A 13,268-nucleotide genomic window follows, 5' to 3' on the forward strand; every position below is an offset into this window, starting at 1 on the left:
GTGTCTAGTTTTTCCCGTTTTGGTCGATGGCCATGGATCTTGTTGAGCCTCACGGCGATCACTGCCTTGGGGGGGATTCTCATATCCAGCACACTGTATCGTCCTTTAGCCGCAGACTTGCAACCGCAGTATGTTGGCCGTCAAAGCTGCGCTGCATGCCATCAGGAACAAGTCAATTTGTATGCAGGATCGCATCATGATTGCGCCATGCAAGAGGCAACGCCGCAGAGCGTGCTGGCCTCGTTCGATAACATTTGGCTCGAAGAAAGCGGACAGCGAGCTCGATTCTTTCGCCAGCAAGACCGCTTCCATGTCGAAACGGATGATGAAAATGGCCAGCTTGCAACCTTTGAGATCCAGTGGACTTTCGGCATTGAACCGCTGCAGCAATACATGGTCAGCGTGCCTGACAAAGCGACACAATCGCGACCGACCAACGCGAACGAACTCGGCCGCGTGCAAATCTTGCGTTGGTCTTGGGATACCGATCGCAAGCAGTGGTTCCACTTAGACCCTCCCGATGTGCACGGTACCTTAGCCGCCGACGATGAACTGGCGTGGAGTGGGCCAGCTCAACGCTGGAACAATATGTGTGCCGTTTGCCACAGCACTAACTTGAAAAAGAACTTCGATGTTGCAGAAGGTCGCTATCGCACCACGTTCTCAGAAATCGATGTCAGTTGCGAAAGTTGCCACGGGCCAGCGAGTATCCATCTCGAACTGGCAAACCGTACTTTCTATCGCAAGGATCCGATCCATGGACATGGTTTAGCGGACTTAAAGTCCAGTGCAGAGTCACAAATCCAATCGTGCGCGCCTTGCCACTCGCGACGAGGCATGGTGGCTGAAGGGCATCAAGCGGGCCAACCTTATGCCGATTTCTACCTAGAAAGTCTACTTACTGAAACCTTGTACTTCGATGATGGGCAAGTCAAGGAGGAAGATTATGTGCATGGCTCTTTCATCCAGAGCAAGATGTACCACAAGGGCATACGTTGCACTGACTGCCACGACCCTCACTCAGCTCGATTGAAGCATGATGGAAATCAAGTGTGCACCTCGTGCCATCAGCATCCCGGCTTCAAGTACGACACGCCAGCTCATCATTTCCATAAAATGGGTGGCGCAGGGGCCAGTTGTGTCAATTGCCATATGCCTAGCACAACTTACATGGAAGTCGATGCCCGCCGCGATCATTCGATTCGTTTGCCGCGTCCAGACTTAAGCGTACAGCTTGGTACACCCAACGCTTGCACAGGCTGCCACCTTACATTGGAAAATATTTCGCCCGACAAACATGCGAAGCTAACGCAGTATCTTGATTGGATGAATGCTGCTCGAGCGGGAGATACCGAGATTGCGGCCGAGATTCAGCGTGTCGATCAATGGAGTGATGAAGCTTGCAACCGCTGGTATGGCGAGAATCGAAAACGCCCTTACCATTTTGCCACTGCGTTGCATGCTTCGCGGACCAATCCGGTCCAACCAGACGCCGAAAAGCTGTTGCTGGAATTACTGAGCAAACGTGGTGAAGAAGCTCCTGCCATCGCGCGAGCGACAGCTCTCCAGGACCTGTTGCGTATCGCTCCAACGGTGGCTGCTGCCGAAGCGATCCAGGCCAGAAAAGATCCGTCTGCTCTAATTCGCGCCTCGGCAGCTTCCGCAGCGATGGGCGAACCCGACCCCAATCGCCGACTGGCGATCATCAAGCCATTGTTCCGAGACGATGTGCGTTCGGTAAGAGTCGAAGCCGCCAGAACGGCATCTTCGTTGTTGCCAGTGGTGAATCCGTTCCGCGAGCCTGACGCACTAGCGGCCCTCAACGAATTCCGAGATTGCCTGCGTTTGGACAACGACCGATCCGCGGGTAATTTTAGCCTTGGCATTTTGGAACAACAGTTAGCAAACCTGCCAGCGGCAGTCAAACATTACGAAGACGCCATCCGCATTGAGCCTTCTATGGTTGGCCCGCGAACCAACCTTGCATCCTTATTGGAGCAATTAGCTGCTAGCAACGATTCGACCAATCCAGCTTTGGGGGGCAGCCTCCGCGAGAAGGCCACTAAACTGCGCTCGGAAGAGTTGCCTTTGCTCTTACGCGACTTTGGATACGCTCCCACGAACCCATCGATTGCAAACCGGCTAGGATTATCGTATTACCTCAATCAAGATCTCGCCAACGCGGAAAAGTTTCTCAAGTTAGCGACAGAGCTTGATACGCAGTCCAGCGAATTTGCGCTCACTTACGTGCTGCTGCTGGAGAAACTTCAAAAGTACGATGAGGCGATCGACGAAACGCGACGAGTGCTGAAGATGTATCCAAACAATATGGATTTTCAACAGTTGTTGCCGCAGCTAAACATTCGCGCGAGCAGCCGCGAATAGTTTGGCAATATCATCGGCCGTTACGGCTTCCTTGGAGTCCACTTCATTGGCCTGCGATTCATCAACATCCGAACTAGCTTCCGCAACTGACTCCTGGATCGCGGCGAGATCTTCGGCCACATTCGCTTCTACCTGATCAAGTTCCGCTGCAATCGGGCTACTTGGCACGTGGACTTCGTCGACCGTTTCGTTTGGCTCTTTGCGTTTGCGAGCAATGGCAAACAATTCTTCGATATCGTCGGCTGTAACCGCATCGCTCGTCGCCTCTTGCTTGTCTGCAACCGGCCGAGCATCCACTTCTTGCTCCGGTACCGCGGGTGACTTGGTGACTCGCTTCTCCGCCGGTGGCTCGCTGGCCTTGGTTGGTGCTTCAGGTTCATCCTTAATGCACATCGCTGCTGGTTTATTCTTGTTGCCAGCCAACAGTTGTTCGATTTCTTCCGGACTGACGACGCTTTCACTGTCATTGTCATCCGAATCTGACTGACGCATGGGCCGAGCAACATTAGCAGCGGAATTGCTCTGGCGAGCCTCTACCGAAATGTCGTTCCAGGAGCTTTCGCGATAAGCCTGTATGGTCTCCGATTCAGCTTGGCTGCTCGAGAACAAATCAATCGCTTCAGCAATTGACTGACCGCTTACGATCTGGCTGAACCGAGTCGAACATGCGACTTGAAGCTTTGCGTCATTGACCTCGATGGTGCTTCCCGTAAACGTAGAATGCAACATTTGAGCAAGAGCTGTTTGGCCTTGATAACGATCTTCACTACCACAGAATGGGATGGCAAGAATCAACTGGTTGCCGGGGAGTCCCGCCACCAGACCCAATGGACTTAAGGTTTTTGCCCATTGTTTGGCGACCGTTCGAAAACCCAACTCCAACTGCAACGGGTTAGGCTCCCCTGCGGCTTCGGGGGTCAATTGCCCAGCGAAAGAGAACAAGCACCAACCCGTTTCATCGGCCTGAACGCTTGCCTCACACAGGTTAACCAAAGCCTCACGATCAAGCTGCTTGCTTTTTGTATCTAACCAATTTTGCGGAGCGGATTCATTAAGTTGGCTGTAGATCGCATCGCCCGGAAGCAAAGTGTCGTCGATCGACGTCTGCGTTGAGACATGAGCTAGCGCATCGCTGCGTTTCCAACCTTGAATGGCCAAACCATACAGCAGACGAATCAGATCTGTTGTGTCGGTTGCGTCCGCTTGCACGACATGCCTCACGGCAGACTCTGATACGCGACGACGCGTTGGTATCAGCATGGAAACTGCCAATAACAATACCAGTCCAACGGCAACAAGGCTTAATTGCTCTATCATCACAAACGCTTAACTTTATTCCAAAGGAATCCTCGCGGTCATCTGCAGGTACGATCGACTACCATCGATCCTTCAAGAGACTACCGTGAAAAGTTTAGGATGCTGCTAAGACGATCAAGTGCATGGACTATGTGGAAATTACGTTTGCACTTTAACGTTTACCGAAAATTCGGATGGAGACGGTTATAAGGGCAAATCGGAATTCTCAATCGCAATGCGAGAAGCAACTAAAAGCTGATCAATCCGTTCCTCGAACGCTTCGCGGCCATAACGCAACTCCATTTCGATATCGACGGCATACAGCGGCACTCCATCGAAGCCAACAATGTTGACTTTCGCAAGGTCTTTGCCAGTACACAGCACGACCCAATCGCTGGGCTCGCTGCCACAAGCTGCTTTCGCGGTTTCTTCTTCGATCTTCTGAATGTCCTCGGCCGTGTATCGATGATGGTCCGGAAACTCTATCAGGTGCTGCACGCTGGCTCCAGCGCGTTGGACCGTTTCGGCAAATGCTCGTGGATTGCCGATTCCGCAAAAGAGAATACACCGTTTGCCGCGAAGCATCGACATCGGCTCGAGAGCACCGTCGCTGCCGCGCAACTGAACAGGACGATGCACCGCCTCAGCCCATCCGCAGTGCGTCGCATAACGCTGCATCCGAGTGCGAATGGTCGCCAAAGATTGCTCTTCGACTTGATCGGCGCGGGTTGCAATGACGACATCCGCGCGCCGTAAACTGCTGACCGACTCGCGCAGTAACCCTCGCGGTAATAGATGACCGTAGCCGAACGGTTCTGTCGAATCGAGCAGTACAATTTCTAAATCGCGCTTCAAACGTCGATGCTGAAACCCATCATCCATGACAATGATTTGGACGTCCAATTCTTCGTAAGCCAACTTGGCGGCAGCAATTCGATCTGGGTTCTGCACATGTGGCACATCGGGCAATTGCAGTTCCAATTCCATGGCTTCGTCATTGCGACCGCTTTCACCCGCGCCGTAACCCCTCGAGATGACGGCTACGCGCACGCCTTTCCGCCTTAGATATCGGCACACCATAGCGACTGCAGGTGTTTTCCCTGTACCACCGACAGTCAAATTGCCTACTGATATGACAGGAATATCTGCCGCCTCAGATTTCAACCAACCTTTATCGTAGCCGACATTGCGCAGGCGAATCGCCCCCGCGTACGGCTTGCTGGCTAGCCAAGCGACACTCCGCAGAAACATTGCGGAAAATCGTCGGTCCTCGCCGCTCAATACTTTCTTAAAAAAAGCCATTGTGCCGAGAGCCGTTCTGTTAGCGTGAAAAAGATTCCATATCTATAAAAGCGGAATAACCACTTGCTACCGCATTTTCGCACAGATCGCATCAGCCATTTCCCGAGTTCCAACCGCCGTTGGATCATCGCGATGCGGCTTCAAATCATATGTAACGTCTTTACCTTCTTGGATGACAGCAGCAACTGCAGCTTCCAGCTTCTCGGACGCAGCGGTTTCGCCCAGATGCTTCAGCATCAGCATCCCCGATAGGATTAAAGCCGTGGGATTGACTTTATTCAACCCTTTGTACTTGGGTGCACTGCCATGAGTCGCCTCAAACACGGCACCATTGGGACCCAGATTGGCACCCGGTGCCAGCCCCAAACCACCGATCAAGCCCGCGCCTAAATCGCTGATGATATCGCCGTACAAATTCGGCAACACCAACACATCATACAATTCTGGCTTCTGCGTCAACTGCATACACATGTTGTCAACAATTCGTTCTTCGAATTCGATGTCCGGAAACTCTTTGGCAACTTCCGTCGCTGTTCTCAGATAGAGCCCGTCGCTGAACTTCATGATGTTCGCCTTATGAACAGCCGTAACTTTCTTGCGACCATTCTCACGCGCGTACTCAAACGCACAGCGCACAATTCGCTGTGTCCCCGAAACGCTTATAGGCTTAATCGAAATGCCGGTTTCTTCAGCCTTGGTCTTTATTTTTTTGTCACTGGGCAAACTGTTGATAAAGTCGATCAACTGCGAGTTTGCTTGCGTGCCAGCTTCAAATTCAACGCCGGCATACAGGTCCTCGGTGTTTTCGCGAACGATGACCAAATCGACTCCGGCATCGGCGAAGAAAGTGCGCACGCCAGGATAAACCTTGCATGGACGGATACAAGCAAACAGGCCAAGCTCCTGGCGCAAGTAAACGTTGATGCTGCGAAAACCACTGCCCACCGGCGTGGTTATCGGAGACTTCAGCGCACAACGCGTTCGCCGTACACTATCGATGGTGCTGTCGGGAATCGGAGTTCCCAAGCGTTCCATCACATCGACGCCAGCTTCCTGCACATCCCAATTGATTTTCACACCAGTTGCATCGACGCATCGTCGTGCCGCTTCGGCCAATTCAGGACCGGTTCCATCACCGGTGATCAACGTTACATCATAGGCCATAGCCAACTTCCTTCTCCCTGCATGCAGGGCAATAATTGGTATCAAGGACGCCAACATAGCCCAGCCCATGGCCCAGGTCGACACGATTTATGTCCCACAGTATCTTCCGTTAAGCTAAATCGTCAACACAGCGAACAACCTTATCGAAGTAACCAGTCGAATTTCTGCTGCCAGCACAAGTGGACTTATCGCTACAGAACGTCGTCTTCCAGCCAGCCCTAGGCAATTTTGTTTAAAACGCGGGCAAATTTGTTGGAATCTTGACCTATGCAATTAGTCTGCAAGGAATGAAGACCTCATCTGCATTCCCACTCGCAATTGTCCTCTTCGTGATCTCGTCCTGCGGCGTTATCAGCCGCTCAGCGTACGCCCAGCAGTGTCGCAACTGCTCGCTCGCAGCCGCCGACTGGACGACAATGCCTTCGACATACACCCACCAAAATGGGATTGCCGTCGATCAATTCGCGCCCGGCGTGGAACCAACCACCTACGCCAACGAACTGAGGCAAACCAGTATCTTCCATCATCATCGCAGTAGCCTTCAAGGCAACAATTCAGCAGACCACTATCACCGCGTCGATCGATACGGAGCTCCGGTCCAGCCCTACGGCGAATGGCGATACCCCTATCGCCCATTCTCTGTTCCCTATCAGGGGTGGGGACCACAGCTTCCACAGGTCTACACAAACTTCGGTGTTTTCCAACGCGGTTACGGAGCGAACTGGCCATACGGCGCGAACGTTCCTGCCAATGGCATGGGGCCTGGCGGCGTTGGCGGCATTGGCGGCGTTGGCGGCCCCGGTTTCGGCCCCGGTTTCGGCAACCATTTCGACGGTGGCTTCGGGGGTGGATCCCCCTTCCAAAATAATCCTGGGAATTTCTTGCCGGGCCCCGGCAATGCCTTACTTCCTGGCCAAGACGAATATTACCCAGCCGCACCCGAACCGCCACCAATGTCGGATCGCGATTTCTTCTACTTGCCGCTGCGGCCTTAGCGCATGAAAAAGAGCGTCTCCGATTCGATCGGAAACGCTCTGAGCTTGGACCAACAAATCTAGCTGGCTAATAATGTAATTCCAGCAGGCCTATTCGGCGGCTTTGCTGCAACAGCCGCCCAAACTGCACGCAGCCTGGGTCGCGTCACCGCTCGCTTTCTCAACCCGCTTGGATACCAACGCTGTGCCAGTTGATACGTCTCCACTACAGGCATCACAAGCGTCGCAATCACAAGCATCGCAAGTACACTCTGCTTGGCTGCAACATCCGCAGCCTGTTTCGCATACGCCGCAGACACATCCCAGACCAGCCACTGTGCCCTGCGTGCTCAACGCACCCGACGCCAGAAAGCCCGTACCCAGCAGTGCCAAAAAACCAAATAATAATGTGCTCTTCAACATGTTTTTTACTCCAAAGAATTCGCTAGTCAGATTCTAAATATCAAAATTTGACACACTAACCCATCGGTCAATGGTCCTACAAAGAACAAGGCGAAGCGATCTGCTTAAGGGGTCAGCCCCCTTGCCGAACAATGCCTCGTGGTAGAGAAAGTGCGCTTAGGGCGCCTTATGGACGGTCATTTCTGCCACGTAGAATCCATGGCGCAGCGTTCCTGCGCACTTTGGCCAAACAGTGGAGTTGTCGCGAACTGACTTCCAGTCACTTGCTTGGACACTTGCGCGAAGGGTCCGCTTGGCAAACTTAGCCAGTCTGTTTTTTCAACTTGTTCACTTTCGTTGTACAGCAGCATGGCTGGCAAACGAACTTCGCAGCATCGGCCATCCACAGCGGAGTCACAAAGAGCCCCGCATGCCCCCGCCTCACAAATGTTTGCATCACCATCCGCGGTTTGGCAACAAGCTTTGGACGTCGGCACAGCGGAATTAGGCTGGCTGCAATCGAGAACGGTGCAGCAGCAATTCGAACGAATGCCGCCCGCACCTGACGAGAAAATAAAGCCAACGACCAGCAGCCAACCAAACAGCTTTTCGCTTCGTGTATGCAGTCGAGTCATGGCTGGTTGCCTCTAGGTTCTAAAATGTTGCGCTACCACTGCATACGTACTGGTGCTCAGTGAGTTCAATTGCGTCCATTGAGTATATGTTATTCCGATGAAAGGCAGGAGAAGAAAAGACTCAAACCGCTTCAACTATTGGCCATCGTGAAAGACTTCGTCGAAGAAGGCATTCATCGCTTGCCACGAACGCTTGTCTGCTTTCTCGTTGTAGGCAGCCCCGGCCGAATTGTCGTTGCCAGCCATGGGCTGGGTAAACGAGTGGACCGCATTGGCATAGTAGACCATTTGCCAATCGACTTTGGCTGCGTTGAACTCTTGCTTCATCGCGTAGATGTCCCCTTCCGCAATAAAAGGGTCGTCAGCTCCGTGCAAAACAAGAATCTTCGATTTGATCTTTTGTCCATCTTGGGGGGTGGGTGAATCTAACCCACCATGGAAGCTGACGACACCGCTGATATCGGCCCCGGTCCTCGCCAACTCCAATACGCCCGTGCCACCAAAGCAATATCCAATCGCAGCAACTTTGGTGGACTCCACCGCCTGTACCTTCTTCAGTTGTTCCAGCCCAAGCAACAACCTCCGCCGATACAGAGCGCGATTGCTCTTGAACTCACCAGATTTCGCTCCCGCGGCTTGCATCGACTCCGGGCGAATTCCTTTTCCATAGATGTCCAGTGCAAAGGCAACGTAACCTAATTCCGCCAACTGCTTGGCGCGTCCGATTTCGTAATCGGTGACACCCAACCATTGATGGACAATCAAGATGCCAGGGGCTTGCTTTGCCCCATCCAAACTTACCTTGGTATCATCCCAAGCCAGCACGCCTTCCAGAACTTGCTCGCCATCCTGGTATTCGATCGTGCGAGTTTGAACTTCCGCATGGACTGCCATTGGAACGCACATCACCATGATCGCCAGCACAAAACTAAAACGCATGATCTAAAACCTCACGAAGCAAAACGAGACGTGGAACGTGGAGTGGAATCTAACGGAAGGCTTCCGGTGTTATCTTCTTCAAGTTCTCTGCAACTAGCTCTGCCGCACACATAATCTGCTGATTGGTGTGAGTGGAGTTGATGAAGAAACGCAATCGAGCCGCCGACTCTTCCACGGCAGGGTAAAGAATGGGCGGTACGTTGATACCTTGCTCGAATAAACGTCTTGAGAGTTGTAATGCATGCAGTGAATTGCCTGTGATGACAGGGATCACAGGCGTCTCATTGCTGCTACCAGTGTTCAAGCCATGTTTTTTTACTTCGCTCAAGAACAATCGCGAGGCTTCATGCAGCCGACTGACACGTTGAGGCTCGCGCTTTAAAACATTCAGCGAGGCAAGCGCAGCGGCCGCATTGGTCGGCGAGAGGCCAACGCTGAAGACGAATCCGGGCGCTGTGTACTTCAAGTACTCGACCAACGCATGGCTGCCCGCGATGTAACCGCCGCAGGAACCAAACGACTTGCTGAGCGTCCCCATCCAGATGTCGACTTCACGGGGATTGATGCCAAAATGCTCGGCAATCCCATGCCCTCGGCTGCCCATCGTGCCGATGCTGTGCGCTTCGTCGACCATCAACCAAGCGTTGTGTTGACGCGTCAACTCGACGAATTTCGGCAAGTTCGGGAAGTCACCGTCCATGCTATAAACGCCTTCGATAATCACCAACACGCGGCGGAAACGTTTGCGAGATCGCTCCAGGATTGCTCCCAATTCTTCCCAATCATTATGAGCAAACGCGCGGCGACGAGCCCCCGAAAGCAATGCCCCTTGCACGATGCTATTGTGCGACAATGAGTCGTGAAGGATTAAATCCTTTTCATCCACCAAGTGACCAATCACGCTTTCATTGGTCGCATGACCACCGACCATCACCACGGCATCATCCACACCAATCCAATCCGCAATCGAGGTTTCCAATTGACGGTGCAGAGGTTTTTCGCCGCTGACCAAACGCGAGGCGGAGACGCTGGTGCCGTATTGACGAACCGCATCGACTACCGCTTCAGTGATCGCTGGATCGCCGCTCATGCCTAGATAGTTGTAGCTGGCGAAACTGATGTACTGCTTGCCATTGATCGTGGTGGTATCACGAGTCAAAGAATCGTGAACGGTAAAATAAGGATTAGGCAAGCCGGTTAAAGCGAACTGGTCAATCGTTCGACGAAGCCGACGGTACTCCGGCAACTGGTCGAATTGGTAGTCGGCAGGTTGAACTTCGCGATCCAAGACCGTCTCTTCCTGGAAAGCATCGGGCACATCCTGCCGCATTTTTGCTTTACCGAAATGCTGCTCGAGCGCTTCGGCGATTTCGCGCACGGTCTCGATTTCGTTGAGCACTTCTTCGGGAAATCGTCCGCCAAAGGATGTTTCCAACGCATGGGCGATCTGCAATCGCTCCAGCGAGTCGAGCCCTAAATCAACCACAATGTTGGTATCTAGATCGAGGATCTTGGCGCGGTCCTCCGCCACATTGCGAATCGTGCGTTTGACCAACTCCACAATTTCGGCATCTGGGTCGCGAGTCTTTTTGGTAGTGACCGCTCGATGCTGCTGGAAGGCAGGCGTGGATTTGACGGTAGAAGCTGCGATCATGGGCGCTTCATCATCGTCATTTTCTTCCCAGCCGATCCATTGAGCGATGATGCGCATCGAGTTTTCACGGAACGCTTGCAAGCAGGCATGACGCTGAATCTTGCCGCTGGATGTCTTGGGCAGCGAGCCCGAGCGGACTAAGACAACGGCATCGGGCGGCAATTCATGGACTTGAACAATGCTGCGGCGTATCGATTCGATGACCGGCGACCAATCCTCTTCCAACGACCGCTGTACTTCAACGGCAATAATCAACCGCTCGCGTGAACCGCTGAGGTCCGCAAATGCCGCCGCAGATCCGCTTTGAATCGACTCATGGCATTCTTCGACCGTCTGTTCGATATCTTGCGGATACCGATTCACTCCGCGAACAATAATCGAATCCTTGACGCGACCGGCCAAAAACAACTGGCCTTCGTGGAAGAAACCTAGATCGCCGCTGCGCAAGAATGGACCTTGGCCATCAGCGGAATACGCTTCAAACGTTTCGCGCGTGGTCTCTGACTTCTGCCAGTAGCCCTTGCCGACGCTGGGGCTCTTGATCCAAATCTCGCCGATTTCGTCGTCTTGCAATACGTTGAAGTTATCTGCGTCGACAATCAATACCGTTTCGTTGGGGGCAACGCGACCGCAACCGACCAATGCGCGGGCATCCGGATCGCTTGGGTCAATCGGTTCGACAATGCGCTTGTCCAAGAACCGACCGCGAAAGTGATGGACTACCGGATCGTTGTTGCCAGGTCCGGCTGTCACAATCAAAGTCGTTTCCGCCATGCCGTAGGTCGGCAAGTGCGTGGTGTTTCGAAAGCCGACTCGCTCGAACTTGCGTGTAAACTGCTCCATCGTATTGGAACGAACCGGTTCAGCTCCGTTAAACGCGACATTCCAAGAGCTGAGGTCTAAATCCTTCATCTCTTCTTCGGTAACTTTGTCGACGCATAACTGATAGGCAAAATTGGGTGCCCCCGAAACCGTTCCACGATACTTGGTGATCGCCCGCAGCCAGCGGACGGGCCGCTGCAAAAATGCCATCGGACTCATCAAACAAATCGGTACGCCAAGGAACAATGGGGTCAAGATCCCGCCGATCAAACCCATATCATGATAAGCCGGTAACCAACTGACACCAATCGCATCGGCCCGCAAGTTGAACAGATACGTAATCATCTCGCAATTGCGAATCAGATTGTCATGCGTCAGCATCACCCCCTTGGGCTGGCCCGTTGATCCTGAGGTGTACTGCAACATCGCCAAATCATTTGGCGCGAGAGGCACCGACCGGTATTGGATAGCCAACGTTTTGTCGATTTGATCGGTCGAGATCAGCTTCAGTTGCCGCGTCTCCTTCTCGGTGCCTTCATCCTTGAGCATCTGCAGGTTCGCTGCCGCCGTGGTCAGCCCCACTTTCGCGGCACAGTCTTGCGCGATGTTTTGAATCCGCATTCCTTTGCGATTGCGCCGCGGTGGAAACGCGGGGACGGCGACGCAGCCGGCGTACAAACACCCGAAATAACCGATAACGAAATCCAGCCCCGGCGGATACATAAGTATCGCTCGGTCACCCGGCTGCACTTGCTTTAGTAGTTCGACGGCTACCGCTCGCGCGGCGTGATCCAATTGAGCGAACGTCAACGATGCATCGTCATTGGTTTCGCCGTCGGTGAAGTAATACGCGATAGAGTTGGGACGCGTGTTGGCCCAGTACTGAAGCCGATCTACCAAATTGGTAGAGGGTGCATCGGTTGGCAATACGTTGCTTAGATCGAGCTGTCTAATGCTGTCGATCGATGGAACCGTGGCTGACATTTGAACTGACTGTAAGGAAATAAAAAGCCGACTTCACGAGCGAACGGGCTCCGTAATTGTACTTGGATTCCAATACCCTGTCAGTTCCCGACGCGTGCTTGCTCAAATGCGTCGATCTTAGCGACGTGCATTAAAGTCAAGCCGATATCGTCTAAACCGTTCATCAGACAGTGCTTACGAAAGGAATCCAGTTCAAATCTGGCCGAAAAACCCGCCTTGTCCTGGACCGTTTGCGTCTCCAAATCAATGGACAATTCGTAGGTTGTGTTGGCCGCATGCCGGCGGAAAAGCTCAAAAACTTCATCTTCTGTTAGGACAATCGGCAACACACCATTTTTAAAACAGTTGTTGTAGAAGATATCGGCAAAAGAAGGAGCAATCACACAGCGTAACCCGTAATCGTCGATTGCCCACACTGCGTGTTCCCGAGACGAACCACTGCCAAAATTTCGCTTTGCAAGCAGAATTGTCGCCCCCTGGTTGCGTTCCAAGTTGAGTTCAAATTCCGGATTGGGCGTCTTCCCATCCTCCTGGAACCGCCAATCATAAAATAAAAACTGACCAAAGCCTGAACGTTCGATTCGCTTCAGGAATTGCTTGGGAATGATTTGGTCGGTATCTACATTCGCCCGATCCATGGCCGCAACGATTCCCGAATGCTTGATAAATGCTTGCATGTTGTTCTCAAAGATTGCTCAAAAAAGGTCTGGA

General features: G+C 52.8%; 10 protein-coding genes. 2 read left to right on the forward strand and 8 right to left on the reverse strand.

All coding sequences use genetic code 11. From position 1 onward, the window contains the following. Entirely contained in the window at window positions 1-2,385 is a 2,385-nt protein-coding gene (locus SH302x_RS23470; RefSeq protein WP_479365283.1) for a multiheme c-type cytochrome, read from the forward strand. Here the strand turns inward: SH302x_RS23470 and SH302x_RS23475 are convergent. The 3 genes from SH302x_RS23475 to SH302x_RS23485 form a co-directional block, all read right to left on the reverse strand. Beyond that, on the reverse strand, window positions 2,356-3,705 hold the full coding sequence (locus SH302x_RS23475) for a hypothetical protein (protein WP_479365285.1): 1,350 nt from the start codon (window positions 3,703-3,705) through the stop codon (window positions 2,356-2,358). The two genes, SH302x_RS23470 and SH302x_RS23475, sit on opposite strands and share 30 nt — an antisense overlap. A gap of 180 nt (window positions 3,706-3,885) precedes the next feature. After that, window positions 3,886-4,983, reverse strand: coding sequence for a tetraacyldisaccharide 4'-kinase (gene lpxK, locus SH302x_RS23480; RefSeq protein ID WP_479365286.1), 1,098 nt, complete (start codon window positions 4,981-4,983; stop codon window positions 3,886-3,888). Between the two features lie 66 nt (window positions 4,984-5,049). Further along, window positions 5,050-6,147, reverse strand: a complete 1,098-nt coding sequence (locus SH302x_RS23485) for an isocitrate/isopropylmalate dehydrogenase family protein (protein ID WP_479365287.1) — start codon at window positions 6,145-6,147, stop codon at window positions 5,050-5,052. Between the two features lie 287 nt (window positions 6,148-6,434). On the opposite strand from SH302x_RS23485, the gene SH302x_RS23490 reads away from it, so the two are divergent. Continuing rightward, window positions 6,435-7,142 carry a hypothetical protein gene (locus SH302x_RS23490; protein WP_479365288.1) on the forward strand — a complete coding sequence of 236 codons (708 nt, stop codon included), beginning with the start codon at window positions 6,435-6,437 and terminating at the stop codon, window positions 7,140-7,142. A 90-nt stretch (window positions 7,143-7,232) separates the two neighbouring features. On the opposite strand, the gene SH302x_RS23495 is transcribed toward SH302x_RS23490, so the two are convergent. The 5 genes from SH302x_RS23495 to leuD all read right to left on the reverse strand — a co-directional run bounded on the left by SH302x_RS23495 (window position 7,233) and on the right by leuD (window position 13,234). Continuing rightward, complete coding sequence (locus SH302x_RS23495; protein ID WP_479365290.1) at window positions 7,233-7,544, reverse strand: hypothetical protein; 312 nt, start codon at window positions 7,542-7,544, stop codon at window positions 7,233-7,235. Between the two features lie 176 nt (window positions 7,545-7,720). After that, entirely contained in the window at window positions 7,721-8,158 is a 438-nt protein-coding gene (locus tag SH302x_RS23500) for a hypothetical protein (protein WP_479365292.1), read from the reverse strand. Window positions 8,159-8,293: 135 nt separating this feature from the next. After that, window positions 8,294-9,097, reverse strand: coding sequence for a dienelactone hydrolase family protein (locus SH302x_RS23505; protein ID WP_479365294.1), 804 nt, complete (start codon window positions 9,095-9,097; stop codon window positions 8,294-8,296). Window positions 9,098-9,146: 49 nt separating this feature from the next. Then, the gene (locus SH302x_RS23510; protein WP_479365295.1) at window positions 9,147-12,557 is read right to left on the reverse strand and encodes an aminotransferase class I/II-fold pyridoxal phosphate-dependent enzyme; all 3,411 of its coding nucleotides are present in this window, start codon (window positions 12,555-12,557) and stop codon (window positions 9,147-9,149) included. An 80-nt stretch (window positions 12,558-12,637) separates the two neighbouring features. Continuing rightward, window positions 12,638-13,234 carry a 3-isopropylmalate dehydratase small subunit gene (leuD, locus tag SH302x_RS23515; protein WP_479365296.1) on the reverse strand — a complete coding sequence of 199 codons (597 nt, stop codon included), beginning with the start codon at window positions 13,232-13,234 and terminating at the stop codon, window positions 12,638-12,640. Window positions 13,235-13,268 lie beyond the last annotated feature (34 nt).

Source organism: Njordella calcicola (genome assembly GCF_056494125.1).